At 71.6% G+C, this 24,987-nt stretch carries 23 protein-coding genes; 13 read left to right on the top strand and 10 right to left on the bottom strand.

Going from position 1 to position 24,987, the window contains the following annotated elements; all coding sequences use genetic code 11:
* The first annotated feature begins 205 nt into the window (after positions 1–205).
* Positions 206–616 (top strand): Fur family transcriptional regulator, encoded by a 411-nt coding sequence (locus ACWCP2_RS19800; protein ID WP_250738278.1) that lies wholly within the window; start codon positions 206–208, stop codon positions 614–616.
* A 156-nt stretch (positions 617–772) separates the two neighbouring features.
* On the opposite strand, the gene ACWCP2_RS19795 is transcribed toward ACWCP2_RS19800, so the two are convergent.
* Positions 773–1,228 (bottom strand): MarR family winged helix-turn-helix transcriptional regulator, encoded by a 456-nt coding sequence (locus ACWCP2_RS19795; protein ID WP_450909880.1) that lies wholly within the window; start codon positions 1,226–1,228, stop codon positions 773–775.
* A 93-nt stretch (positions 1,229–1,321) separates the two neighbouring features.
* On the opposite strand from ACWCP2_RS19795, the gene ACWCP2_RS19790 reads away from it, so the two are divergent.
* Positions 1,322–1,654 (top strand): rhodanese-like domain-containing protein, encoded by a 333-nt coding sequence (locus ACWCP2_RS19790; RefSeq protein ID WP_327302767.1) that lies wholly within the window; start codon positions 1,322–1,324, stop codon positions 1,652–1,654.
* Positions 1,655–1,686: 32 nt separating this feature from the next.
* Complete coding sequence (locus ACWCP2_RS19785) at positions 1,687–2,265, top strand: YceI family protein (protein ID WP_274550934.1); 579 nt, start codon at positions 1,687–1,689, stop codon at positions 2,263–2,265.
* 85 nt (positions 2,266–2,350) lie between these two features.
* On the opposite strand, the gene ACWCP2_RS19780 is transcribed toward ACWCP2_RS19785, so the two are convergent.
* The gene (locus ACWCP2_RS19780) at positions 2,351–2,938 is read right to left on the bottom strand and encodes a TetR/AcrR family transcriptional regulator (protein WP_450909879.1); all 588 of its coding nucleotides are present in this window, start codon (positions 2,936–2,938) and stop codon (positions 2,351–2,353) included.
* A 383-nt stretch (positions 2,939–3,321) separates the two neighbouring features.
* On the opposite strand from ACWCP2_RS19780, the gene ACWCP2_RS19775 reads away from it, so the two are divergent.
* The 6 genes from ACWCP2_RS19775 (at position 3,322) to ACWCP2_RS19750 (ending at position 8,728) form a co-directional block, all read left to right on the top strand.
* Positions 3,322–4,506: an aminotransferase class I/II-fold pyridoxal phosphate-dependent enzyme gene (locus tag ACWCP2_RS19775; RefSeq protein ID WP_450909878.1), complete on the top strand. Its 1,185-nt coding sequence runs from the start codon at positions 3,322–3,324 to the stop codon at positions 4,504–4,506.
* Complete coding sequence (locus tag ACWCP2_RS19770) at positions 4,496–5,008, top strand: DUF6190 family protein (protein WP_450909877.1); 513 nt, start codon at positions 4,496–4,498, stop codon at positions 5,006–5,008. Before ACWCP2_RS19775 ends, ACWCP2_RS19770 begins: the two co-directional genes overlap by 11 nt.
* A 22-nt stretch (positions 5,009–5,030) precedes the next feature.
* Positions 5,031–5,798, top strand: a complete 768-nt coding sequence (locus ACWCP2_RS19765) for a dihydrodipicolinate synthase family protein (RefSeq protein WP_450909876.1) — start codon at positions 5,031–5,033, stop codon at positions 5,796–5,798.
* Positions 5,792–6,631: an iron-containing redox enzyme family protein gene (locus tag ACWCP2_RS19760; RefSeq protein WP_450909875.1), complete on the top strand. Its 840-nt coding sequence runs from the start codon at positions 5,792–5,794 to the stop codon at positions 6,629–6,631. The genes ACWCP2_RS19765 and ACWCP2_RS19760 overlap by 7 nt, the downstream gene beginning before the upstream one ends.
* Positions 6,628–7,932: a methyltransferase domain-containing protein gene (locus ACWCP2_RS19755; protein WP_450909874.1), complete on the top strand. Its 1,305-nt coding sequence runs from the start codon at positions 6,628–6,630 to the stop codon at positions 7,930–7,932. The genes ACWCP2_RS19760 and ACWCP2_RS19755 overlap by 4 nt, the downstream gene beginning before the upstream one ends.
* Before the next feature lie 112 nt (positions 7,933–8,044).
* The gene (locus ACWCP2_RS19750) at positions 8,045–8,728 is read left to right on the top strand and encodes a DsbA family oxidoreductase (protein ID WP_450909971.1); all 684 of its coding nucleotides are present in this window, start codon (positions 8,045–8,047) and stop codon (positions 8,726–8,728) included.
* 55 nt (positions 8,729–8,783) lie between these two features.
* Here ACWCP2_RS19750 and ACWCP2_RS19745 read toward each other — a convergent pair whose 3' ends face one another.
* The 4 genes from ACWCP2_RS19745 to ACWCP2_RS19730 form a co-directional block, all read right to left on the bottom strand.
* Positions 8,784–9,686 (bottom strand): geranyl diphosphate 2-C-methyltransferase, encoded by a 903-nt coding sequence (locus ACWCP2_RS19745; protein ID WP_450909873.1) that lies wholly within the window; start codon positions 9,684–9,686, stop codon positions 8,784–8,786.
* A 14-nt stretch (positions 9,687–9,700) separates the two neighbouring features.
* Positions 9,701–10,996: a family 2 encapsulin nanocompartment cargo protein terpene cyclase gene (locus ACWCP2_RS19740; protein ID WP_450909872.1), complete on the bottom strand. Its 1,296-nt coding sequence runs from the start codon at positions 10,994–10,996 to the stop codon at positions 9,701–9,703.
* A 100-nt stretch (positions 10,997–11,096) separates the two neighbouring features.
* Entirely contained in the window at positions 11,097–12,509 is a 1,413-nt protein-coding gene (locus tag ACWCP2_RS19735) for a family 2B encapsulin nanocompartment shell protein (protein WP_450909871.1), read from the bottom strand.
* Positions 12,510–12,765: 256 nt separating this feature from the next.
* Complete coding sequence (locus ACWCP2_RS19730) at positions 12,766–13,398, bottom strand: pyridoxamine 5'-phosphate oxidase family protein (RefSeq protein ID WP_450909970.1); 633 nt, start codon at positions 13,396–13,398, stop codon at positions 12,766–12,768.
* A 477-nt stretch (positions 13,399–13,875) separates the two neighbouring features.
* On the opposite strand from ACWCP2_RS19730, the gene ACWCP2_RS19725 reads away from it, so the two are divergent.
* From ACWCP2_RS19725 to xdhC, 3 genes are read left to right on the top strand one after another with little or no spacing between them, the layout of a single operon-like run.
* Complete coding sequence (locus tag ACWCP2_RS19725) at positions 13,876–15,357, top strand: xanthine dehydrogenase small subunit (protein WP_450909870.1); 1,482 nt, start codon at positions 13,876–13,878, stop codon at positions 15,355–15,357.
* On the top strand, positions 15,354–17,834 hold the full coding sequence (gene xdhB / locus ACWCP2_RS19720) for a xanthine dehydrogenase molybdopterin binding subunit (protein ID WP_450909869.1): 2,481 nt from the start codon (positions 15,354–15,356) through the stop codon (positions 17,832–17,834). Before ACWCP2_RS19725 ends, xdhB begins: the two co-directional genes overlap by 4 nt.
* Before the next feature lies 1 nt (position 17,835).
* Positions 17,836–18,708, top strand: a complete 873-nt coding sequence (xdhC, locus tag ACWCP2_RS19715) for a xanthine dehydrogenase accessory protein XdhC (protein WP_450909868.1) — start codon at positions 17,836–17,838, stop codon at positions 18,706–18,708.
* Positions 18,709–18,770: 62 nt separating this feature from the next.
* Here xdhC and ACWCP2_RS19710 read toward each other — a convergent pair whose 3' ends face one another.
* From ACWCP2_RS19710 to ACWCP2_RS19695, 4 genes are all read right to left on the bottom strand, one after another.
* Positions 18,771–19,964, bottom strand: a complete 1,194-nt coding sequence (locus ACWCP2_RS19710; protein WP_450909867.1) for an MFS transporter — start codon at positions 19,962–19,964, stop codon at positions 18,771–18,773.
* 38 nt (positions 19,965–20,002) lie between these two features.
* Positions 20,003–20,503, bottom strand: a complete 501-nt coding sequence (locus tag ACWCP2_RS19705; protein ID WP_450909866.1) for a hypothetical protein — start codon at positions 20,501–20,503, stop codon at positions 20,003–20,005.
* Positions 20,504–20,621: 118 nt separating this feature from the next.
* Positions 20,622–21,815, bottom strand: a complete 1,194-nt coding sequence (locus ACWCP2_RS19700; RefSeq protein ID WP_450909865.1) for a serine hydrolase domain-containing protein — start codon at positions 21,813–21,815, stop codon at positions 20,622–20,624.
* 211 nt (positions 21,816–22,026) lie between these two features.
* Positions 22,027–23,844, bottom strand: a complete 1,818-nt coding sequence (locus ACWCP2_RS19695) for a glycoside hydrolase family 35 protein (protein ID WP_450909864.1) — start codon at positions 23,842–23,844, stop codon at positions 22,027–22,029.
* Positions 23,845–24,074: 230 nt separating this feature from the next.
* Here ACWCP2_RS19695 and ACWCP2_RS19690 point away from each other — a divergent pair, with 230 nt between their 5' ends.
* Positions 24,075–24,764 carry a hypothetical protein gene (locus ACWCP2_RS19690; RefSeq protein WP_450909863.1) on the top strand — a complete coding sequence of 230 codons (690 nt, stop codon included), beginning with the start codon at positions 24,075–24,077 and terminating at the stop codon, positions 24,762–24,764.
* The last annotated feature ends 223 nt before the right edge of the window (positions 24,765–24,987 follow it).

The raw sequence follows: 24,987 nt of genomic DNA, 5'->3' as shown, positions 1-24,987 counted from the left end.
TCACGTCCAGTCCCGCGCTGCTCCGGACCGTTCCTGTCCCTTGGCTATCAACACGACCGATCCTACGATGGACGCATTCCAAGTCAAGAACGACACCAAGCCCGCATCCCGTCGGATCCCGGACCACAGGCGGGAAACTCCGGGGCGTCCCGGTGGCCCGCGCCGCCGGACCCGCCCCCTCCTCATGTGAAAGTGGTGAGCCGATATGAGTGACCTGCTGGAGCGGCTGCGCGAGCGCGGTTGGCGGATGACCTCCCAGCGGCGTGTCGTCGCGGAGGTGCTCGACGGTGACCACGTGCACCTCACGGCCGACGAGGTGCACGCCCGCGCCGTGGCGCGGCTGCCCGAGATCTCCCGGGCCACCGTCTACAACGCCCTGGGCGAGCTGGTCTCCCTCGGGGAGGTCATGGAGGTGACCACCGACGGCCGGGCCAAACGCTACGACCCCAACGCGCACCACCCCCACCAGCACCTGGTGTGCTCCGGCTGCGGCCTGATCCGCGACGTCCACCCCACCGGCGATCCGCTGGCCGGCCTCCCGGCCGAGGAGCGGTTCGGCTTCACGGTGTCCGGGGTCGAGGTCACCTACCGGGGACTCTGCGCCTCCTGCGCGTGAGACGGGCCGGGCCCGCCGCTCCTGGCGGCGGGCCCGGCCCGAATGCACCCGTACGGGATCCCGCGCACGGTGCGCGAGGTGGACGCCGGCCCGGCGGGACGGCGGGACGGCCGGACGGCGGGACGGCGGGACGGCGTCCGGCCGGACGGCCGGACCTCAGCCCAGCTGGATGTCGGCGTCCGGCTGGGCGACCTTGAACAGGGCCCGGGCGATCACCGCGGCGTCCTCGTCGGTGAGGTGCGCGGAGAAGTGCTTCTGGATGCTGCGCATGTAGACCGGGGCCGTCGCCCGGTGGGCCTCGGCCCCCGCCGGGGTGATCACGGCCCACGAGGACCGTTTGTCGTGCGGGTCCGGCAGTTTGTCGACGAGGCCGGCGCGCACCATCTCGTCGATCAGGCGGCTGACCCGGGTGCGGCTGAGCACCACCCGGCTGGCCACCTCCTGCATGCGGAGCCCGTGCTCCCCGGCCGCCTTGAGTTCGAGCAGTACGTCGTACCACGTCAAGGGGATCCGGCCGTCGCGCTGCACGTCGCCCTCGATGGCGCGTACGGCGGTGTTGTGCGCGAGGAGCATCGCCCGCCACGCCTCGAGTCGATCATCCCGTTCGGTCACGTCCCGATCCTACTCCCATTGCGTGCGCCCGCACATACTTGTTAAGGTGCGTGCGTACGCACTTATTGATCCTTGATTTTCGGAGGCTGGCACATGGCCGTTCAGAACCTCTCCCGCGACGAGGTCAAGCAGAAGCTCGACAGCGGCAAGGCCGCGGTCGTCGAGGCCCTGCCCGAGCAGTACTACAAGGAGGCGCACCTGCCGGGCGCGCTCCTCCTCCCCGTCGACGACGTCGACCAGCTGGCCCCCGGCCTGCTGCCCGACAAGGACGCCGAGGTCATCGTCTACTGCACCGGTACGACCTGCTCCAACTCCGGCATCGCGGCCGAGCGCCTCGCGGAGCTCGGCTACTCGAAGGTCTTCACCTACAAGGACGGCAAGGAGGACTGGATCGGGGGCGGGCTCCCGACCGAGTCCGGCGTCTGAGCACGTCCACACACGAGCAGGAGGAACGGACGATGACCAGTAGCGCGACATCCCCGACCCGCACCGTGGACGGGGTGGAACTCCCGGCCGTGGGCGACTGGAAGGTCGACCCGGGGCACGCCGAGGTCGGCTTCCTCGGCCGGCACTTCATGCTCACGAAGGTGCGCGGCCGGTTCACCGGCGTCGACGCCACCGTCTACATCGGCGAGCGGCCCGAGGACAGCAAGGTCACCGCGGTGATCGACATGGCCAGTGTCAACAGCGGGGACACGGCCCGGGACGATCACCTGCGGTCCGCCGAGTTCTTCGACGTGGCGGAGCACCCGCGGGCGACGTTCACCTCCACGTCGGTGAGCTGGAACGGTACGAGCGGTACGCTCGCCGGCGATCTCACGATCAAGGGGTTCACCCGCCGTGTCGAGCTCGACGTCGACTACCTGGGCCACGCCAAGGACCCGTGGGGCAACGACCGTACGGTCTTCTCGGCCCGCGGCAAGATCAACCGCGAGGACTGGGGCCTGACCTGGAACATGGCCCTGGAAACCGGCGGGTTCCTGGTCTCCAAGGAGATCGAGCTCTCGCTCGAGATCGAGGCGGTCAGGGAGGTCTGACGCCCCGCGCGTCGACCTGCCGGTCCCGGTACGGCCTCCGCCGTACCGGGACCACCCCTGCCCGCTTCCGTCCGGGGTGCGCCGGTCAGGCCTCCAGGACCCGCCGCACCATCTCGCCGAGCGCACCGCGGATCCGTCCGGGGCTGAACTCGCTGCTGCGCAGCGCCTGCTGCAGATCGGCGTCGACCATGGCGAGCAGCAGGTGCGAGGTGCCCTGGGCGTCCAGCTCCGGCCGCGCCTCGGCCAGCAGGACGGACAGGTGGCGCTGCCACAGGCAGTAGGAGCCGATCTGGTACCGGACGCCGGGCGCGGTGGTCTCGGAGAGCCGCACCAGCTCCAGGTTCGCGTCGAGCAGGTCCAGGTACGTGTCGAAGAAGGCGGTGATCCGCTCGCTCGCGGCGGCTCCGGGTCCCAGGGGCGGCGGCCCGAACAGCATCCTGCTCTGGAGCTCGCTCTCCTGGGCGTCGAGCAGGGCCACGGCGAGCCCCGACTTGCTGCCGAACCGGCGGAAGAGCGTTCCCTTGCCCACCCCCGCGCGGGCCGCGATGGCGTCGAGGGACACGTTCTCGACCCCGTGCTCCCCGAAGAGTTCGGCGGCGACCGTGAGGATGCGGTCACGGTTTCGCGCCGCGTCCGCCCGCTCGCGGACCGGCTTCCGGATGAGTTCGGTCACTTCAGGTGACCCGCTGGTCATGCTGTGTCTTCGTCCATGACCTCGTAGGTACGTCGGTTGTCGCGAGTGTACCCATCTCGGACATCACGTGCGCCTGGTGGGCGACGGCCACACCTAACCCCCAACTGCCGTTCTTCGCCGTTCGTTTGCTTGCCCGCGTGAACACGATGTGTCAGGGTCGTTGCCGAAGCGGACCGCAGTCCGCTTATGGGGGACCACGATGACACAGCTCAAAGGCCGCCGCACTGCGTTCCCTTCAGAAGCCGGCCGCCCACGGGAGAGTTCCGTCAGCCCGATCGGCAGCTGATCCCGCCCACCGCGAGCACAGCGCGCCCGAGCGCGCAGCACTCCCCCTGGCACGCCCGCCCTCGACCGGAGGAAGCATGACCACGCACCCCAGCCCGGCCAGCCCGGACAACCAGCTCCTCGACCTGACCCAGCACGAGATCCAGGCGCTGCGCACCAGGTTCAACCTCGCCGACGCCCACACCCACCAGCAGCAGTCGGCCGGCCAGCGCGAGATCGTCGCCCGGCTGCCCGAACTCTGGTACGAGGCGGAGCGCGGCCTGCAGGCCACGGCCGAGGAGCGCTTCATCGAGGCCTTCTTCACCCTGCACCGCCAGGACACCGCCCTGGCGAAGAAGAAGACCCTGCTGTCGTACGCCGCCTCGATCTCGACGATGGTCGCCGGCATGTACCTCAAGCAGCAGCGCAAGTCGGTCACACTGGTCGAGCCCTGCTTCGACAACCTCTACGACGTCCTGAACAACATGGGCGTGCCGATGTACCCGATCGAGGAGTCGGCGCTCCACGACCCGGACCGGATCTACTCCGAGCTCAAGCGCCTGGTCCGCACCGACGCCCTGTTCCTCGTCGACCCGAACAACCCCACCGGCTTCACGCTGCTCCAGCACGGCCGCAAGGGCTTCGAAGAGGTGGTCCGTTTCTGCAAGGACCACAACAAGCTGCTGGTCATCGACTTCTGCTTCGCCTCGTTCACGCTCTACGACGAGAAGCTCGCCCGGTTCGACATCTACGAGCTCCTCGAAAGCTCCGGCATCTCCTACCTGGCCATCGAGGACACGGGCAAGACCTGGCCCGTCCAGGACGCCAAGGCGGCCATGATCACGGCCAGCGACGACATCCGCGAGGACGTGTACAACCTCCACACCAGCGTCCTGCTCAACGTCTCGCCCTTCGTCCTCAACATGCTGACCCAGTACGTCCAGGACTCCACCCGTGACGAACTCGGATCCGTCCGGGAGGTTCTCACCCAGAACCGCGAGGCGATACGCAAGGCGATCGACGGCACGATCCTGGAGTACCAGGAGCCCGTCGCCGCGGTGAGCGTCGCCTGGGCGCGCATCAACCACCCGGAGCTGACCGCCACCGAACTGCAGCGGGTCCTGGCCGAGGCCGAGGTGTACGTCCTTCCCGGCCGGTTCTTCTACTGGAGCCAGCCCGACCGCGGCGAGGCCTTCGTCCGCTTCGCCCTCGCGCGCGACCCGCAGGTGTTCTCCGACGCCATGGCCCGGATGCGCGAGGTGCTCGACCGCCATGCCGTCTGACACGCACGTCCGTGAGGAGTACGCCGACGCCGCGCTCTTCCTCGGCATGAACAGCGAGGACGAGGGCGTGCGGCGCGCCTGCAAGGCCTTCTTCGTGGAGCGGCTCGACGGCCGGATCGTCATGAGCCTGGAGCAGGTGGGCCGCTGCGACGACATCATCTGGGGCTTCTCCCGCGAACTCCAGGACGCCTACTACCCGTTCATGGACAACCTGCACACCGTCATGGACATCCAGCGGCTCGGCTACGAGGAGGCCGACGTGCTGCGCGCCACCGGCACGGAGCTGCCGCCGTCCCTGCCGGTGCACGAGCGGCTGCTCCTGGGCATGGTCGAGGGCCGCGAGGGGCTGCTGCACACGGCCAGCCCGCGCCTCGCGGCCACCACCGGCTTCGCGCTGCGCGCCGTGGCCGGAGCCGACGGGCCGGAAGCCGTCTTCCCCGAGCCGCTGGAAAGCCTCTACCGGCAGTCCCTCGCCCTGCGCGTGCCGGCCGAAGCCCTGTGACGGAGGACCGATGATCACCGGAATGACCACCGCTCTCGTCACCCCGGTCGACACGGCGGGAGAGATCGACGAAAAGGGCATGGCCCGCCTGATCGCGACCGTACGGCCTTACGCGGACGCCCTGTTGCCGGCACTGAGCACCGGCGAGGGGGGCTCCCTGTCGGACCGGCAGTGGCGGGACACGCTGAGCGCGGCCGTCCGGTACGCCGACGGACTGCCGGTCCTGGCCGGCATCCTGCGGCCCACCACGGCCGGGGCCCTCGCACTCGCCCGGAGTGCGGGCGGACTGGGCGCCGCCGCGGTCGTGGTCACCACCCCGTACGGGGCGGACGTGACCCAGGAGGAGATGTTCCGCCACTTCGAGGCCGTGGCCGGGGCCGGACTGCCCGTGATCGTCTACCACGAGTCGGCCGTCTCCGGGAACACCCTCGACCTCGGCACCCTGCTGCGCGTCTGCGCGCTGCCGGGGGTGGCCGGGGTCAAGGACTCCGCCGGGGAGCCGGAGTTCACCCGCGCCCTGATCGACGCCGGCCCGGGCGTGCCCGTGGCCCAGGGGCTCGAACACCTCCTGCTGGAGTCCGGACCCGTGGACGGCTGGGTCGTCGCGCTGGCCAACGTCGAACCGGAGCTGTGCAAGGCCCTGTTGACCGACCGCGGCGAGGAGCGGGCGGCGCAGCTGCACTCCGCGTACGCACGGTACGGCCTGGACCGGGACGACTGGTACCGCTCGCTGAAGACCGAACTGCTGCGGCGCGCCGTGATCGAGACCGACCGGGAGGTCCCGTGCTGAACGTGAACCCGAAGCCGGAAGACAGTCCGCACAAGCGGCTGTTCCTCCACAACCGCACCCTCCAGAGCTCCGCGGTCCTCGCCCGGATCGAGGAGCTGGAGGCGGCCTGGATCGAGCCCCTCGTCGAGGACCTGGCCGGCCGCACTCCCCCGCTCGCCGGCCGCGCCGAGTGGAAGGAGCGCCTCGCCGGGCTGCTGGCCCAGGAACGCGGGGGCAGCCCGGCCGGAAGCTATCTCGCCGAGAAGGCCACCCGAGAGCAGTTCGCCCACGTGGTGCGGGAGTTCGCGCTCGACGGACTGACCGAGGCGCAGAACTTCTTCCCGGCGATACCGCGGCTGCCGATCCGCGCGCAGATGGCCGTGATGCGGGTGCTCATCGACGAGTTCGGCTGCGGCAACCTCCAGCAGACCCACTCCAAGCTCTACCTCGACCTGCTCGCCGAACTGGGGCTCCCCCAGGAGCTGGAGGACTTCCTCGACACCACCGGCGACGAGACGTACGCCTTCCTCAACGTCTTCTACTGGCTCACCCAGCGCGCCGCGCACGTCGAGTACTTCCTCGGCGCCCTCGCCTACCTGGAGGCGAGCATCCCCGACGCCTTCACGGTGCAGGCCCGCGCCTGCGCCCGGCTCGGGATCGAGCAGGGCAGGTACTACACCGAGCACCTGCACATCGACACCTTCCACATGCGGGAGATGCAGACCGCGATCAAGGAGTACGAAGCGGCGTGCGGACTCGACGCCACGAAGCTCTGGGTCGGGGCGCGGTTGCTGTCCGGTCTGATCGGGGGCGCCTTCGACGCCGCCGTCGAGCGCGCACGGGAGGTGGCATGAGCGACGCCGTGCTGGAAGAACTGCCGGGCGACCGGGTGCGGGTCCGCGTCGCGGGGCGGGAGTTCGTGATCGACGCCGCCTGTACGCACCGGCTCGGCCGGCTGGTCCACGGCCAGGTCAACGCGCGCACCCTGCGCATCACGTGCCCGCTGCACGGCACCGGCTTCGACCTCGCCACCGGCTGCCCGGTGGCCGGCCCGTCGGCGGAGCCGCTGACGGTGCACCACTCCGGCGTGCTCGGGCAGTTGTACGAGCAGCAGGAGGTCTGGCTGCCGGCCTCCGAGCGGCTGCTGGAATGGGACGACGGCTTCCACGACCTGATGCTGGGCGACCGGCTGCGCATGGCCGCGTACAAGGCGGCGATCACCGAGGCCGTACGGCCCGGCGCCACCGTCCTGGACCTGGGCACCGGTACCGGGATCCTGGCCCAGTGGGCGCTGGAGGCGGGGGCGGCCCGGGTCTACGGCATCGACCTCAACGAGAAGATCCTCGACACCGCGACGCGCAGACTCGCCGATGCCGGGTTCGGTGACCGTTTCCATCCGCTGCGGGGGTTCTCCTTCGACATCGAGCTGCCCGAGCGGGTGGACCTGATCATCTCCGAGATCATGGGCAACCTCGCCGACAACGAGAACTGCGTCGCGATCCTCGACGACGCCCGCAGCCGCTTCCTGCGGCCCGGCGGCGCGATGCTTCCGGTGGCCGTGGAGAGCTACCTCGTACCGGTCGTCGCGGAGGCGGCGCACGGCGCGGTGCGCGACGGGTCCCCGCAGGACGCCGGGAGCCCGGCCGAGTTCGCCGAGCTGCTGAAGGGGCGCGGGGCACGGGACGCCTTCGACCTCTACTACGACGCGATCATCCCGGTCGGCGGCCAGCTCGCGGCGCCGCGGCTCGTGCGGCGGTACGCCTTCGAGGGGACGCACGGCGCGCACGAGACCTCGTACGAGGTTCCGCTCGTGTACACCGTGCAGCGGGCGGGGCTGTTCACCGGCTTCAAGGGCTACTTCGTGGCCACCCTCTCGGACACGGTGGCCCTGGACATCTCCGGTGACGAGGTCGCGGCGGACGATCCGCGGGCCCGTACCACCTCGGACAGCTGGAAGCACGCCTACCTGCCGGTCCGGGACGCCGTGCCGGTACGGCCGGGCGACCGGATCGCGCTCGCCTTCTCCCGGCGGCACCCCACCGGCACCGGATCCGGTTCCTTCGGACAGGTCTACGGCTGGGAGGGCTCGGTCGTCTCCGGGGACGTCACCGTGGCCCGGTTCTCGCACAGCACCCGGCCCGACCAGGAAGGCTGACCCCGTGACCACGACCACCAGGACCAGCACGGCCAGCACGGCCAGCACGGCCACCGCAGCGATCACGCAGGCCACGACCGGCACGGCGGGCGGCCCGCTCCCGGACCCGCGGCTGCCCGCGACGCCCGACACGATCAGCGTCTACACCGATCTGAACTGCTCCTTCGCCCACGTTGCCGTGCACCGGCTGCACGAGACCCGGCGCGAGCTGGGTCTGGAGGGGCGGATCTGGTTCGACTTCCGGGCCTTCCCCCTGGAGCTGTTCAACCAGGAGGTCAACGCCCGCCCCGGAGTCGACTCCGAGATCTCGGTGCTCGGCGCCCTCGAACCGGAGGCCGGCTGGCGGCTGTGGCAGGGGCCCGACTGGACCTACCCGGTGACCACCCTGCCCGCGCTCGAAGCGGTGCACGCCGTCAAGTCCCAGTCCATGGAGGCCAGTGAGCGGCTCGACCGGGCGCTGCGCCGGGCCTTCTGGGCGGAGGGCCGCTGCATCTCGATGCGCCACGTCATCCTGGACGTGGCCGCCGCGACGGGCGCCGTCGAGGTGGACGGGCTCGCGCACGCCCTGGACACGGGGTCGGCGCGGGCCGCCGTCACGGCGCAGTACGAGTCGGCGCGCGAGGGCCGGGTCAACTGCAGCCCGCACGTGTTCCTGCACGACGGGACCGACATGGCCAACCCCGGCATCGAGGCGCACTGGGTGAACGGCGACTTCGGGGAGGGGTTCCCCGTGATCGACCGGGACCGCCCGGAGGTGTACGGGGAACTCCTCGCGCGCGCCGCCCGGTTGCTCTGAGCACGCGCCCGGGTCCGGGCCCGCCGGGGGGCGGGCCCGGACCCGGGCCGTGTCGTCAGACGCGGTCGGCCGCGATCAGGACGTACTGGAAGGAGCCGTCCTTGTAGGACTCGATGAACGCCTCCTCGATGCCGGTGACCAGCGAGGACGTGGCCCGCAGTTCCCAGTAGGGCAGGGTCGCGGGGGTCAGGTCGATGACGGCCTGCGGCACGAGGCGGTTGTCCGCCATGGACCGGAGGTACTCGCGGCGGGAGTGGATGTTGCACTCGAAGTGGGCGTTGATCTGCGAGACCCACTTGGAGGGCTGGCCGTAGCGCGGGTTCCAGCAGCCGGTGATGGTGACGTACCGGCCGCCGACCTTCAGGACGCGGGAGTGCTCGGCGAAGAGGTCGTCCAGGTCGACGTACATGCTCGACTCGTTGTTCCAGGACGCCGTGGCCTGACCGGTCTCGAAGGGCGTGCCAAGCATGTTGCAGACGCGGGCCCGGACGTGGTCGTCGATGCCGAGCTCGCGGGCGCGCTGGTTGGCGAAGTCGGCCTGCTTCGCGGACAGGGTGACGCCCTCCACCTTGGCCCCGAAGCGCTGGTGGGCCATCACCATGGAGCCGCCGCGGCCGCAGCCGGCGTCCACGAGCGTGTCCTCGCGGCCGACGGGGCCGAGGTGGTCCAGGAGGAGTTCGGCCTGCGCCGACTCCAGCCGGTGCAGCTCGGCGACCAGCTTCTTCTCGTACGCGCTGTCGTCGGTGTCACCGAGGGCGGCGTGGTCGACGTCGCCGATGCCGTAGTGGTGGTGGTACAGGCCGTCGACGTCGCCGAGGCGCAGGTTCACGGGCCTGGCCTCGTTGTTCCAGTAGCGGGCGATGTCCCCCTGGTACGGGGTCGCCGGCCCGGGAATGACCACGGAGGCCGGGGTGGCGCCGTGGGAGCTGGAGCCGGTGGTCACGTCAATGCTGGTCACGAATAGGTCCGTCCTTACCAGAAGTCGGGCAGGCTGTAGCGATAGGTATTGGTCTGGTGCCAGTAGTGGTTGCCGTCGACCCATACGGCGACTCCCCGCAGGAAGCGCAGCACGCTCGGGACGGGGCAGGCCGCGGCCAGGGCGGCGGCCTCCGCTTCGAAGGCGTGCATGAGGTCGTTGTGGACCTCGACCGCCTTCAGATAGCCCTCCTTGTCGGAGGTCCCCTCCCGTTCGGCGATGACCACGGGAAGGTTCATGTGCCGCCCCGGGGCGGCGAGTTCCTTGGTGTAGGAGTACAGGTCGTTGACGATGGTGGTGGCGTTCCCGGCGAGTGCGATGACCCGCTGCATGGCCGCCTGGGCGTGCAGATCGGCGGGGAGTTCGTACCCGCCGACGGTGTCGGTGATGGTGGGGCAGGGGCGGAAGTTGTTGAACTGCCGCATGGCCAGGTACTCCCACACCTCGGGGACGTACTCCGTCTGGCTCCAGGCCGCCTCCGCGAGGTACCCCAGGTGCAGCCGGGCCATGTCGTGCCGGTAGCGGTCCGCCTGCGAGGGGCTCGCCTGGCGGAGGAAGTACTCCATGGCCGAGCGGTAGGCGCGCCGGGGCGCGTCCGACTCGAGCGACGCCGCCCAGGCGGGCTCGTACTCCTTCGTCGTGTGGAGGGGGTCGATCGCGGTGTGGGCCAGCAGGAGCCGTCCGCCGAGTCCGACGGGCGAGCCGCCGTGGTCCTCGCAGTAGCAGTCGTCGACCGCGTTCTCGGCGACCATCAGCCGGGTGGCGACCATCAGGTGCTCGATGGTGGGGGCGTCGGGGTGGCAGGCCACCATGTACCGCCCGACGTGGAAGCCGTCGAACTGGTTCTCCCAGGCGTCGGGGAACAGGTCGACCTCCTCCACCGCCCAGGCCTTGATCCGGCGGCTGACCTCCTCCACGCGCACCGGGTCGGGCTCCGCCACGGGGTGGTGGTAGAGGCCCGGGACCGGGTTTCCGGCCGCGGGAGCCGCGGGGTGCGGGGCGGCCGCGGGGTGGGGGCCCGCCGCGGGGTGCGGGGCCGCCGCGGGTTCGGGTGCGGGGGGCGTTTCCCGGCGGGCCGGGTGCAGTCCCTCCGTACCCAGGCCGCTCGGTCCGCTCAGGAGCCGTCGCAGGGCGGGGCTCGGGGCGGGCGGGGCGGGCGGGTCCGCCGGGACGGGCGGGGCGGGCAGGCCTCCGGACGCGGGGACCTTGACACTGCCGAGGACGTGGGCCCCGAACTGGGCAGCGGCGCCGGGCAGGCTCGACTGCAGAGGGGAAGGCCCGGGCTCGGGCATCCGTGACTCCTTGGTGAGAGGGGTGTTCCGTCCCGGATCCCGGGCGCGCTCGGCCGGCCCGGGAGGGTCCGGGCTGTCGTCGTGTGTGTCCGCCGGCCGGTCAGTCGCTCCGGCGGGCGATCTGGACGTTCTCCAGGACGCCGAGGGCGTCGGGCACCAGGATCGCGGCGGAGTAGTAGGTGGTGACCAGGTAGGAGATGATCGACTTCTCGTCGATGCCCATGAAGCGGACCGACAGGCCCGGCTCGTACTCCTCCGGCAGGCCGGTCTGGCGCAGCCCGATGACGCCCTGGTTGTCCTCACCGGTGCGCATGGCGAGGATGGAGCTGGTGTTCTCCTTGGTGATGGGGATCTTGTTGCAGGGCAGGATCGGGACCCCGCGCCAGGCCGGGACCTGCTGTCCGCCCACGTCCACGTGGTCCGGGTAGAGGCCGCGGGCGTTCATCTCGCGGCCGATCGCCGCGATCGTGCGGGGGTGGGCGAGGAAGAGCTTGGTGCCGCGGCGGCGGCAGAGCAGCTCGTCCATGTCGTCCGGGGTGGGCGGGCCGGAGTGGGTCTGGATCCGCTGCTTGAAGGCCGCGTTGTGGAGCAGGCCGAACTCCCGGTTGTTCACCAGCTCGTGCTCTTGGCGCTCGCGCAAGGCCTCGATGGTGAGCCGGAGTTGCTCCTCGGTCTGGTTCATCGGCCCGTTGTAGAGGTCGGCGACCCTCGTGTGGACCCGCAGGACGGTCTGGGCGATGGAGAGTTCGTACTCGCGCGGCTTCGATTCGTAGTCGACGAAGGTGCCGGGCAGTTCGGCCTCGCCGGTGTGGCCGGCCGACATCGCAATCTCGGCCTCGCCGTGCTTGTTCTGCCGCTGCAGGGGCAGCGAGCTGAACCGCTGGATGTGCTCCTGGAGGTGCGGCGCTCCCGACGCGATGCCGGCGAAGTCGGCGCGGGAGAGCGTGAGCAGGGTGCCGGGGGTCTCGGCGGTGGCCGTGTAGTCCCATCGGGCGTCCGCGTCGAGCAGGGCGTTCTCGCCGAACCGGTCGCCATCGGCGAGCACCGCCACGGAGATCTCGTCGCCGTACTTGCCTGCGGAGGTCTGGCTGATCCGGCCGTGGGCGATCAGGTGGATCTGCTCGGCGGGAGCACCCCGCTCGACCAGCACCTCCCCGGCACGGAAATCGCGCTGGACGCAGCGGCCGGCGATCGCCGCCAGGACTTCCTCGTCGTCGAAGCCGCGCAGCAGGGCGAGTTCGCCGAGCTCGCGCGGGATCACCTGGACGCGGGCACCGTCCTGGACGAACTCGATGCTCCCGTCGCCGACGGTGTAGCTCAGCCGGCGGTTCACCCGGTAGGCACCGCCCTTGGTCTCCACCCAGGGCAGCATCCTCAGCAGCCAGCGGGAGGTGATCTCCTGCATCTGCGGGGCGGACTTGGTCGTGGTGGCAAGGTTGCGGGCGGCCGACGTGCCCAGGCTGGACTGCTTGGGCGGATCCAGCTGTGCTTCCGGGCTGGTGTCAACAGTCATCGGTCGAGCTCTCCTTCATCAGCGGGGAAAGGAAGGCGAACGTCTGGGCGTCCGTCCAGATCCCGGGGAACCGTAACGGCGGAGATCCCCGACTGACCGTGAAAAAACGTTGCCGTTGCTTCGTTCCGGTGATCCTGCACCTCGCGGGGTTTGATCGACGGATCAACGATTTCCAGCCGACGCGGAAGCATCCGCCGGACACCTGCGTGGGGATCCGGCCATCGGTGCGCACAGGAGCCCACGAGCCCCCTGCTGGTCAGACGTACATGTCCTTCTCGTCGTACGAGGGGCCGTAGTAGCGCTCCAGCGCCTCCAGGGACTCGTGTGTGCGCTCCAGGCTCTTGGAGATCCTCGCCCGGGAAGGGGCGGCTTCCGGGTTCCAGGTCTCCGGCTTCCACAGGGCGGAGCGCACGAAGGACCTGGAGCAGTGGAAGTAGACCTGCTCGACCTCGACGAGGAGGGCGAGGGCCGGCCGGTGCCCCTTGACGGTCAGGTCGTCGAAGAAGGGCGCGTCCCGCAGCAGCCGGGCCCGGCCGTTGATGCGCAGGGAGTCCCCGCGGCCCGGGATCAGGAAGAGCAGGCCGACGTGGGGGTTGGTGAGGATGTTGCGGAAGCCGTCCGCCCGGCGGTTTCCGGGGCGGTCCGGGATCACGAGCGTGGTGTCGTCCAGGACCTTCGCGAAGCCGGCCGGGTCGCCCTTGGGCGAGACGTCGCAGGTGCCGTCGGCGGCGGAGGTGGAGATCAGGCAGAGCGGGGAGTGCGCGAGCCACTGCACGTGGTGCTCGTGGAGGGTCCGCCGTTCCTTGCCCAGGGCCACCGCGTTCGGCTCGCCGAGGAGCTCGCCCAGTTCCCCCTCGGTGGTGATCTCCTCGAACGCCCCTGTGTCCAAAGCCACTTGTCGCCTCCGTCTGCTCGTCCGCGGCCGTCTGCCGCCGCCCTGTGCGCGACCATGCCACTGGTTGCGCGTACGAAAGATCTCCGCGCGCGAGCGGCCGCCTTCATGGAATCGTCCTAAATGGTGCTTGACCGATCAACCTTCGGCACGTAACTTCGACCGCACCCACTCGAGAGCCCCTGGAAGGAGGCGAAGTCCGGATGTCGACCCTCTCCGTACCCCTTCGCCTCGCTCACCAGACCGCTTGGGCTCCGGGTCGTGTAGCACACGGCTGCTGAACGGCCCCTTCTTCCGGCGTGCCCGATCGCGGCCCCGGTACTTTTCGCGTCACTCTGTCACCCTTTACGGCACCTCCTTGCGTGCCGGTTCGCCGCGCTCGCGGGACATCGAGCTGCGGCCACTGAACGAGAAAGCTCCTGCCATGGCGACTAGGACAGTCCGATCGACCGCGCCCCGAAACGGGGACCTTCCGTGGTAGCGGCGCGCATCACGGTCAACGGGAAAGACACACCGATCGCTCCGGCCGCAGCCCACACCACGGTGCTGGACTTCCTGCGCGACCGCGGCCTCACCGGTACCAAGGAGGGGTGCGCCGAGGGTGAGTGCGGCGCCTGTTCGGTGCTCGTGGCCCGGCCCGGGGTGAACAAGCCCACCGACTGGGTGGCGGTCAACGCCTGCCTGGTTCCGGCCCTGGCGCTCGACGGCCAGGAGGTCGTCACCTCCGAGGGGCTCGCCACCGTCGACGAATCCGGCGCGGCCACGGCGCTGCATCCCGTACAGGAGGAGATGGCCGTCCGCGGTGGCTCCCAATGCGGTTACTGCACACCGGGGTTCATCTGCAGCATGGCCTCCGAGTACTACCGGCCCGACCGCTGCGCGCACGCGGACCCGGCTCACGACGCCGACTCCGTCTCCGACGCCGACGCCGAGCACGGTCCGAACGGTTTCGATCTGCACGCACTGAGCGGGAACCTGTGCCGCTGCACCGGCTACCGTCCCATCCGCGACGCCGCCTTCGCCGTCGGCTCCCCCGCCGAGGACGACGTCCTGGCGCAGCGGCGCGAGCAGTCCCCGCCCGCGGCCGCCGCCACCGACTACACCCGCGGCGACAGCGCGTTCCTGCGGCCCGGCACCCTCGCGGAGACCGTGCGGCTGCTGCGCGAGCGGCCCGGGGCCGTCGTGGTCGCCGGCAGCACCGACTGGGGCGTGGAAGTGAACATCCGCTCCCGCCGCGCGGATTGCGTGGTCGCCGTCGACCGGCTGCCCGAACTGCGGGAACTGCGCGTCGAATCCGATCACATCGAGATCGGTGCGGCGCAGACGCTCACCGAGATCGAACGCCGCCTCGACGGCAGCGTCCCGCTCCTGGCCGACCTGTTCCCGCAGTTCGCGTCCCGGCTCATCCGCAACAGTGCGACCCTCGGCGGCAACCTCGGTACCGGCTCCCCCATCGGTGACAGCCCGCCGGTGCTGCTCGCGCTGGAGGCCACGCTGCTGCTGGCGGGCGCCGACGGTGAGCGCGAGGTCCCCCTCGCCGACTACTTCACCGGATACCGGCAGAGCGTGCGCCGGCCCGGCGAGCTGATCCGCGCGGTACGCATCCCGCTGCCGCTGTCGCCCGTCACGGCCTTCCACAAGATCGCCAAGCGTCGCTTCGACGACATCTCCAGCGTGGCGGTCGCCTTCGCCCTCGACATCGAGGACGGAATCGTCCGCAAGGCGCGCATCGGCCTGGGCGGCGTGGCCGCCACCCCGATCCGCGCCCTCAGCACCGAGGCAGCCCTGGAGGGCAGGGCGTGGACGGCGGAAACCGTCGAGGCCGCGGCCCGCGTCCTGCGGTCCGAGGGCACCCCGATGGACGACCACCGCGCCAGCGCCCTCTACCGCTCCGCGATGCTCGGCCAGAGCCTGAACAAGCTGTACGCGCGAACCACCGAGGCGGTGTCGTCATGAGCCATTTGTCCGAGCGTCCCGAGAAGCCCGTCGTCGGGCTGTCGCTGCCCCACGAGAGTGCGAACCTGCACGTCACCGGAGCGGCGCTCTACACCGACGACCTGGTCCACCGTACGAAGGACGTCCTGCACGCCTACCCGGTCCAGGTCATGAAGGCCCACGGCAGGATCACGGCGCTGCGCACCGAGCCGGCGCTCGCCGTGCCCGGCGTGGTCCGGGTACTGACCGGCGCGGACGTGCCCGGCGTCAACGACGCCGGCATGAAGCACGACGAACCGCTGTTCCCCGACACCGTCATGTTCCACGGCCACGCGGTCGCCTGGGTCCTGGGCGAGACCGTCGAGGCGGCCCGGCTCGGTGCGGCGGCCGTCGAGGTGGAGCTCGACGAGCTGCCCTCCGTGATCACCCTGCGGGAGGCGATCGAGTCCGAGAGCTTCCACGGTGCCCGGCCCCTGATGGTGACCGGTGACGTCGACGCCGGTTTCGAGGACTCCGCGCACGTGTTCACCGGGGAGTTCCAGTTCTCCGACCAGGAGCACTTCTACCTCGAAACGCACGCGGCCCTCGCCCTCCTGGACGAGAACGGGCAGATGTTCGTCCAGAGCAGCACCCAGCACCCCTCGGAGACCCAGGAGATCGTCGCGCACGTCCTCGGCCTGCACAGCCACGAGGTGACCGTGCAGTGCCTGCGGATGGGCGGCGGCTTCGGCGGCAAGGAGATGCAGCCGCACGGGTTCGCGGCCGTCGCCGCGCTCGGCGCCAAGCTCACCGGCCGCCCGGTCCGGGTACGGCTCAACCGGACCCAGGACCTGACCATGTCCGGCAAGCGCCACGGGTTCCACGCCACGTGGCGGATCGGCTTCGACGCCGAGGGCCGCATCCAGGCCCTGGACGCCACCCTGACCGCCGACGGCGGCTGGAGCCTGGACCTGTCCGAGCCCGTGGTGGCCCGCGCGCTGTGCCACATCGACAACACGTACTGGATCCCCAACGCGCGCATCGCCGGGCGCATCGCCCGGACCAACAAGGTCTCCAACACCGCCTTCCGCGGCTTCGGCGGACCCCAGGGCATGCTCGTGATCGAGGACATCATGGGCCGGTGCGCGCCGCTGCTCGGCCTCGACCCGCTGGAGCTGCGCGAGCGCAACTTCTACCGGCAGGGCCAGTCCACCCCGTACGGGCAGCCCGTCCCCCACCCCGAGCGGATCTCCGCCATCTGGCAGCAGGTCCGCGAGGACGCCGCCCTGACCGAGCGGGCGCGCGAGATCGCGGCCTTCAACGCCGCGCACCCGCACACCAAGCGGGCGCTGGCGATGACCGGGATCAAGTTCGGCATCTCCTTCAACCTCACCGCCTTCAACCAGGCCGGTGCGCTGGTCCTGGTCTACAAGGACGGCTCCGTCCTGATCAACCACGGCGGCACCGAGATGGGCCAGGGCCTGCACACCAAGATGCTGCAGGTGGCCGCGACCACGCTCGGCATCCCGCTGCACAAGGTGCGCCTCGCCCCGACGCGCACCGACAAGGTGCCCAACACCTCGGCCACCGCCGCCAGTGCGGGGGCGGACCTCAACGGCGCCGCGGTGAAGAACGCCTGCGAGCAGATCCGCGAGCGGCTGCTCCAGGTGGCCGGCACGCAGCTGGGTACGAACGCCTCGGACGTGCGCATCGTCGAGGGCGTCGCACGCGCCCTGGGCGTCGACAAGGAGCTGGCCTGGGACGACCTGGTCCGCACCGCGTACTTCCAGCGGGTCCAGCTCTCGGCGGCCGGTTTCTACCGGACCGAGGGCCTGCACTGGGACGCCAAGGCGTTCCACGGCTCGCCGTTCAAGTACTTCTCCTACGGGGCCGCCGCGACCGAGGTGGAAGTGGACGGCTTCACCGGCGCGTACCGGATCCGGCGCGTGGACATCGTCCACGACGTCGGCGACAGCCTCTCGCCGATGATCGACATCGGTCAGGTCGAGGGCGGTTTCGTCCAGGGCGCGGGCTGGCTGACACTGGAGGACATGCGCTGGGACTCGGGTGACGGACCGCACCGCGGCAGGCTGCTGACGCAGGCCGCGAGCACGTACAAGCTGCCGAGCTTCTCGGAGATGCCCGAGGAGTTCAACGTCAGGCTGATGGAGAACGCCACCGAGGAGGGCGCGGTCTACGGGTCCAAGGCGGTCGGTGAGCCCCCGCTGATGCTGGCCTTCTCGGTCCGCGAGGCCCTGCGGCAGGCGGCCGCGGAGTTCGGGCCCGCCGGAATCAGCGTGGAGCTCGCCTCGCCGGCCACGCCGGAGGCGGTGTACTGGGCGATCGAAGGAGCCCGCCGGGGCGGGCGGGCCTCCGAGGGCGGCGGCGCCCTCGCGGGAGCCGAAGCAGGTGCCGGAGCCGAGGCCGGTGCCGGGGCCGGTGCCGAGGCCGGTGCCGAGGCCGGTGCCGAGGCCGGTGCCGGAGCCGAGGCCGATGCAAGCGCTTTGAGCAATGTCTGACATGAGCTGGGTCGCCGCGGTCGCGCGGTTGCGGGCACGCCGGGAACCCGGCGTGCTCGTGACCGTCGCGACCGTGCGCGGCCACGCGCCCCGCCGGGCCGGTGCCAAGCTCGTCGTGGGGCGGACCGGGACCTGGGGGTCGATCGGCGGGGGCAACATCGAGGCCGTCGCCATCGACCGGGCGCGCGAGCTGAGCGGCGCGGCCGATCCGGAGCCGGAGCTGATGGAGTTCGCCCTGAACGACAAGGTGACCGGCCGGCACGGCGTGCAGTGCTGCGGCGGAGCCGTCACCGTGCTGCTCGAACCGCTGCCGGTGGTCCAGGCGGTGGCCGTCTTCGGCGTCGGGCACGTCGGGCTGGAGCTGGCGCGCATCCTGGCCCGCCAGGACCTGGACCTGCACCTGATCGACAGCCGGCCCGACATGGTGACCGAGGAGCGGCTCGGTGTGCTGTCCGACGCGGTGGCGCAGGTCCACGTGCACCACACCCCGCTGCTGCCGGAGACGGTGCTCGGGGAGCTGCCGCCCGGCACCCACGTACTGATCATGACGCACGACCACGCCGAGGACGCCGCGCTGTGCGATGCCGCGCTGCGCACCGACGGTCTCGGCTCGATCGGGCTGATCGGCTCGTCCGCGAAGTGGGCGCGGTTCCGGCAGCGGCTGGCCACGGAGGGCGGTCATGACGCCGGCACGATCGACCGGATCACGACCCCGATCGGACTGACCGAGATCACGGGCAAGGAACCCGCCACGATCGCGGTGAGCGTCGCGGCGGACCTGCTCCGCGCCTTCGAGCGGGACCGCCACTGGGCGGTCCCGGTCCCGAACACCATCGCCGAGGTGGCGTACCCGACGGCCGCCGGCGGCGCGTGAGTCCTCTCGGGCTCACGCGCCGCGGGCCGGGCGGAGGGGGTGGGGCGGGCGGTACCGCACGCTCAGTTCGCGGCGGCCCGCACCGGGCGCCTGAGCAGGTAGCCGGCCGCGCCCACGACGAGCAGCGCCATGCAGGCGATGAACACCAGTCCCGCGCCCTCCAGCCCGAGGGGGCCCTCCAGGAGTCCCACCCCGATCACGGGCAGCGAGATGCCCGTGTACGCCACCAGGAACAGCGTGGAGATCACGGCGGCCCGCTGGTCGGCGGGTGACGCCCCGGCCACCGCGGACAGGGCCCCGCGGAAGGCCAGCCCCTGTCCGAGTCCGCCGACGAGTGCGCTCAGCACCACCAGCGCCAGCAGGTCCCACACCAGTGCGCCGGCGAGCAGCGCCAGCCCGGCGAGGAGCACGGCGCACCCCAGCGGCAGCGAGCGCTCCACGCCGACGCGGCCGACGGCCAGCTGCCCGGCGGTCGAGGCGAAGAAGGCCAGCGCGACCACCAGCCCGCTCACGGCCCGGTTGTGCACGTCCAGGGACTCCGCGAGGAACGCCGGGCTGACGGAGGTGAACACCCCGAACAGGGCGAAGCCCACGAACGCGGCGGTCGCGGCCGGTCCGAACACCGCCCGCACCTGCGGGGGAAGCGCGGGCCGCTGCGGTCGTACGGTGCTCAGCGGCCGCCGCTCGCGCACCGTCTCGGGGAGCATCAGCAGGACGAGTACCGCGGCCGCCACGAGCCCGAGGTGCACCACGAAGGGCAGGTACAGGGGCCAGGAGGCGTACTGCGCGAGGACTCCGGCGAGCAGCGGCCCGCAGCCCAGCCCGCCCATGTTGGCGGCCGTCGCGACGAACGTGGCCCGTGACGCCCCGCCGGGCGGGGCCAGCTCCATCACGTACGCGGTGGCGGCTCCGGTGAACAGGCCGGCGGACAGGCCGGACAGCAGCCGGCCCGCGTACAGCCAGGGCATCCCGTCGGCGCACAGGAAGCAGACGGCGCTCGCCGCGGCGAAGCCCAGTCCCGCCAGCAGCACCGGGCGCCGGCCCACGGTGTCGGAGGCGTTGCCCGCCAGCAGCAGGACGCCGATCACCCCGAAGGCGTACACGGCGTACACCACGGTCACCATCAGCGCGGAGAAGCCGAACTTCTCCTGGTAGAGCCCGTAGAGGGGGGTCGGCAGCGTGGTGCCGGCCATGCACACGGCGAACACCGCCCCGCTCAGCAGGGTCGGGCTCCACCCTCGTCGATCAAGGTCCATGCGGCCGACCGTATCCCGTGGGGAGCCCGGGGCCCGGGTCAGTACACCAGCTTGTAGGTGACGTCCTTGGGGACGGGTTCCGGTGCGGTGTCGGTGTAGAGGAGGCGGATCGTGGTGAAGCGCCGCAGGTCGGGGTGGTCGGGCCAGGCCTGCGGATCGCCCAGGACCACCTTGACCGGGTAGGGGCGGAAGCGGCCGGCCGCGCAGTACGGGCGGCAGTCGTTCACCATGTCGGTGCCGGTGGCCGTGGCGCTGCCCGGCCCCCAGGTGCTCCAGCGGAGCCCGACCAGCCGGTTGTTCCCGTCGCCGCAGGCGAGGACGTACTCGGCGGGGCGGGTCTGGGCCTGCGAGGAGCAGTCGACGACCACGACCGGATCCGGGGCCGGTGCGGCGGACGCGGTGGCGCCGGCGCGCGGGGAGGGGGCCGCGGAGGCCGGGAGCACGGCTGCCGTCAGCGCGGCCAGCGCGCACAGCAGCGTGGCCGTCCGCACCGTGCGCCGGGATGCGTGGGCGGGTCGGCCACCTGCGGAAACGTTCACGGAAGACCTTCCTTGCCCTTGCCGCTCTGCCCGGCTCCGGCGTCACCGGGGTCTTCCCAGCTTCCCCCATGGGGGTGGAGTGCGCACCCGCGGCCGGCACGGCCGCGGGTGCGCGTGCTCAGGTGCGCAGCAGGGCGCAGACGAAGTCCTCCTGGACCTCCCGGACCTGTCCGAGCAGGTCCGGGTTGGCGGTGAGGGAGGTCTGCGTGGTGATCGAGAAGGTCAGCGAGCGCCGGCCGTCCGCCGTGGCCGCCGCGAGCTGCGTGTAGCCGGCCGTGTTGCCGGTGTGGCCGTAGACCGTTCCGCAGCGCGTGGTGTAGCGGAAGATCCCCAGGCCGGCCTCGGAGCGGCCGGGGCCGGGCGGCTGGGACTCCGCGCCGGGGATGAACCGGAACTGCTGGCGCCGGGTGCGTTCCGAGACGAGTGCGCCGCCCGCGTAGCCGCGGATGAACGCGGTCAGGTCCTTCGGCGTCGAGACGATCCCGCCGGATGCCCAGGCTCCCGAGGCGCCCACGGCCTCGCTGACGTCGACCGGCCCTTCCTGCGGATCGATCTGGTAGCCGTGCAGGAAGGGGGTGGGCAGCCGGTAGCCCTGGGGCAGGCTGGTGGCCCGCAGGCCCAGCGGCTCGTGGACGAACTCGCGCAGCAGCGTCTCGTACCGGCGTCCGGTGACGGCCTCGGCCATGAGGGCGACGGCGATGTTGTCGGAGTTGGAGTAGGCGTAGCGGCTGCCCGGCGGGAAGGCCAGGTCCTCGTCGGCGACGAACTCCAGCAGGCGGCGGGAGTCGAAGCGGTGGCGGGGGTCCGCGGAGATGATGTCGACGAAGCCCTCGGAGGAGGAGTAGTCGGGCAATCCGCTGGTGTGGTTGAGGAGTTGGCGCAGCGTCACCTCGTGCCAGGCTTCCGGCTGTCCGGGCAGCACCTCGCCGATCGTGTCGTCGAGGCGGAGCGCGCCGCGGTCGACGAGCGCCAGGGCCACCGCCCCGCTGAAGGCCTTGGCGACGCTGGCGATCCGCATGTGGTCCGTCGCCCGCGGCGGCCGGCCGCTCTCCACGTCGGCCACGCCCGCCCGGTAGACCTCGGTACGGTCGCCGTCGCGCAGGACCGCGATGACCCCGGGGGGCCCGTCGGGCCGCTCCACCAGCTCCCGCAGCTCCTGGTGGAGCGCGGCTCCGGGGGGCGGATTGCGGTCCGCCCCGGCCTGTGCGGGCTGCACGGTGACGGCGAGCAGGGCGCCGCACGCGGCGGTGGCGGCGGCCAGGCGCAGCGACGGACGGATCCGACCGGAGCGGCCGTGCGAGCGTCGGGACACGGAGGTACCTCCCGGGGTAGGCGGATGCGGTGGCCCACGATGACAGGGGCCCCGCCGCCTCCGGCGCCGACACGGCGCGGGCCGGTGAGCCGTGGCCCATCCGGCCCTGCGGGGCCGGGCTCCGGCTTCCGGGCCGGCTCGGACTTCGGATCCGGCTCCCGCTCCGGCTCCTCCTCCCGCTCCGGATCCGGCTACTGCTCCCCGCTCCCCGCTACCAGACGGGGATGGGCGCGGGTGCCTCTGTGCCGAGGTCCGGTGCGTCGCGGAGTTCCACGGTGGTGCCGGAGCGGTGGAGTTCGAGGATCACCAGGGTGTTCTCACCTGCGTGCCACAGGGGACCCGGTGCGTACAGCGTCTTCTGCGGGCCGCGCTCCCAGAACCTGCCCAGGGCGAAGCCGTTCAGCCAGACCATGCCCTTGGTCCAGCCGGGAAGGGCGATGAACGCGTCGGCCGCCGAGTCCAGTTCGACGGTGACCCGGTGGAAGGACGGGCCGTCCGCGGGCGCGGCGTGGCCGAAGGCGAGTCCCGTCAGGTCGTCGAGGGGCAGCGGCCTGGTCTCCCAGCCGAACTGGTACTGGTTGTCCAGCCTGACCCCTTCGCGTATGCCCTTGCGATCGGCCAGCAGGGGGCCGTAGTTGATGCGCCCCTGGTTCTCCACGAGGATGTCGAGTTCCGCTCCCCCGTCGGGCACGGCGACGGTCAGCGCCGCCGCCGGTTCGTCCCGTTCCAGCAGCCCGATCTCCCGGCCGTCCAGGAACACCTGGGCGCGGTCGGCCAGCCCGTCGATGCGCAGCGCCGCTCCGGGGAGCGGTCCGCGCAGGCGGGTGCGGTAGTGGATCAGGCCCAGGGACTGGCCCGCCTCCTCCATGGTCAGCGGATCGACGTGGTGGACGGGCTTGGAGAGGACGTCCAGGGAGTCGGCCAGCGAGACGCGTCCGTCGACGGCGAGCAGCCGGGGCACCACGCGTGGGGGCAGAGCGGGCGGTTCATGGGTGACGGGCGCGGTGTGACGGCCGATGACCTCGCGGAAGAGGTGGAACTTGCGGGTGAGTTCGCCGGCCTCGCCGACGGGGGCGTCGTAGTCGTAGCTCGTCACGTCGGGCTGGTAGGTGGTGCCGTCGTGGTTGGCGCCGTTCCACCAGCCGAAGTTGGTGCCGCCGTGCCCCATGTAGATGTTCACCGAGGCGCCCGCGGCGAGCAGGGTGTCCAGGGTGGCGGCGGCGTCCTCCGCGTCGCGCGTGTGGTGCGGCTCGCCCCAGTGGTCGAACCAGCCGTGCCAGTACTCCACACAGACCAGCGGGCCTTGGGGCTGGTACGTGCGCAGGGTGGCGAGCGAACTCTCGGGGCGCGAGCCGAAGGTCCCGGTGGCCAGGACACCGGGGATGCGTCCGCCGAGCTGGAACCCGTGGTCGGCACCGTCGGTGGTGAACAGCAGGCAGTCCAGGCCCCGTCGGACCAGTCCGTCGCGGAGGTGTTCCAGATAGCCGGTGTCGTTGCCGAAGCTGCCGTACTCGTTCTCGACGCCCACCGCCACCACCGGGCCGCCCCGGCTGCCGAGGAGGGGAACCAGCACGGGCGCCAGGGTGTCGAACCACGCGTCCACGGCGGCCAGGTACGCGGGGTCGCGCCGGCGGAGCCGGATCGTGCGGTCGGCCAGCAGCCATCCGGGCAGTCCGCCGAAGTCCCATTCGGCGCAGATGTAGGGGCCGGGCCGGACGATGACGTCGAGGCCGAGGTCGCCGGCGGTCCGGATGAAGGCGGCGACGTCGTTCGGCCCGTCGAAGGTGAACGCACCGGGGCGGGGCTCGTGGACGTTCCAGGCCACGTACGTCTCGATGGTGTTCACCCCCATCGCGCGCAGGCGCAGCAGGCGGTCGGCCCAGAGGCCGGGGTGCACCCGGAAGTAGTGGATGGCCGCGGAGACGATCCGGTGCGGGCGGCCGTTGCGCAGGAAGCCCGTCTCGTCCGTGGTCAGCGTCGTGACCGGATGCGGGATCGGATGCGCGATCGGCGGGTGCGGTGGCTTCACGTGGCGCTCTCTCTCGGTGACTTCCGGTGGTGCACGGCCCGTCGGCCGACAGGGAGACATAGAAAGCGCTTTCTACGGGCCCCTGATCACGCTAGGCCGAAGCAGCCCGGGGGGTCAAGGGAGATCACGCATGCGGCAGCGGGCCGGATGCGCGGGCCCGCCCGTCGCCCCCGTTGACCGCCCGGGACCCTGGGGTTGAGAAGCGGCCCGCAACCCACTTGAATGCCGTCGTGACCACAGGATCCCTGGACAGCGCACGCACGATTGCCGGACGAGCCCCGCTCGACGAGGTCATGGAGCACCTGCGGCGCCGCAGACCCGTCTTCCACTCCGAAGCCGACCTCCAGCACGGTTTCGCGAGGGCCCTGTGGGAGCTGGCGCCGGAGGTGGAGTCCAGGCTGGAGGTCCCGCTGCGGCAATCGGGACGGACCGAGCACCTGGACCTGCTCTGCATCGGCCCGGAGGTCCGTACCTGCGTCGAGTTCAAGTACTTCACCCGCAGTTGGCGGGGCACGGCGGGCGTCCCGGCCGAGGCCTACTCGCTGAAGGCACACGCGGCGACGGACCTCGCCCGCCTCCACTTCGTCCGGGACATAGCCCGACTGGAACGCTTCTGCACGGAAACCGGGCAGAACGGCCTCGCCCTCATGCTGACCAACGAACCGGCGCTGTGGACGGCCCCTGGGCCCGGCCACCGGCCGACGCGCGACCACGCGTTCAGGATCCACGCGGGGGGCGAGCTGACCGGAACCCGGCTGTGGGCGAACGGCACGTACGAGAAGAACACGTGCACGCTGGCGGGAACTTACTGTCTGACCTGGGACGGGTACTCCGAACAAGGCGGATCGGGCGGGGAGTTCCGCTATCTGGCCGTGTTCGTGGGCCCGTCGCCGACCTCCGCGGCCGGCGGGGGGCAGTGAGAGCCGCTGGAAGAGGCTGACCAGCTCCGGAGCGACTCGTTCCTCGGCGAACCGGTCGCCCTCTCACCGGGTCCCGGTGCGGCGGGGGCTGGGGGCTTGGCGCGCCGCTCCGGCCGGGCCCGGGCGGACCGGGCCGGGCCGGGCCGGGCCGGGCCGGGCCGGGCCGGGCCGGGCCGGGCCGGGCCGGGCCGGGCCGGGCCGGGCCGGGCCGGGCCGGGCCGGG

Source organism: Streptomyces sp. NPDC002104, from assembly GCF_053593795.1.
Note: the sequence above shows the minus strand (reverse complement) of the source record. Positions and strands in the feature narration are given on the sequence as shown.

Bases quoted from the DNA above. Each gene is read 5' to 3' on its own strand.
- ACWCP2_RS19785 (WP_274550934.1), top strand. From the start codon at position 1,687: ATGACCAGTAGCGCGACATCCCCGACCCGCACCGTGGACGGGGTGGAA.
- ACWCP2_RS19800 (WP_250738278.1), top strand. From the start codon at position 206: ATGAGTGACCTGCTGGAGCGGCTGCGCGAGCGCGGTTGGCGGATGACC.
- xdhB (WP_450909869.1), top strand. From the start codon at position 15,354: ATGAGCCATTTGTCCGAGCGTCCCGAGAAGCCCGTCGTCGGGCTGTCG.
- ACWCP2_RS19775 (WP_450909878.1), top strand. From the start codon at position 3,322: ATGACCACGCACCCCAGCCCGGCCAGCCCGGACAACCAGCTCCTCGAC.
- ACWCP2_RS19755 (WP_450909874.1), top strand. From the start codon at position 6,628: ATGAGCGACGCCGTGCTGGAAGAACTGCCGGGCGACCGGGTGCGGGTC.
- xdhC (WP_450909868.1), top strand. From the start codon at position 17,836: ATGAGCTGGGTCGCCGCGGTCGCGCGGTTGCGGGCACGCCGGGAACCC.
- ACWCP2_RS19710 (WP_450909867.1), bottom strand. From the start codon at position 19,964: ATGGACCTTGATCGACGAGGGTGGAGCCCGACCCTGCTGAGCGGGGCG.
- ACWCP2_RS19765 (WP_450909876.1), top strand. From the start codon at position 5,031: ATGACCACCGCTCTCGTCACCCCGGTCGACACGGCGGGAGAGATCGAC.
- ACWCP2_RS19770 (WP_450909877.1), top strand. From the start codon at position 4,496: ATGCCGTCTGACACGCACGTCCGTGAGGAGTACGCCGACGCCGCGCTC.
- ACWCP2_RS19740 (WP_450909872.1), bottom strand. From the start codon at position 10,996: ATGCCCGAGCCCGGGCCTTCCCCTCTGCAGTCGAGCCTGCCCGGCGCC.
- ACWCP2_RS19735 (WP_450909871.1), bottom strand. From the start codon at position 12,509: ATGACTGTTGACACCAGCCCGGAAGCACAGCTGGATCCGCCCAAGCAG.
- ACWCP2_RS19790 (WP_327302767.1), top strand. From the start codon at position 1,322: ATGGCCGTTCAGAACCTCTCCCGCGACGAGGTCAAGCAGAAGCTCGAC.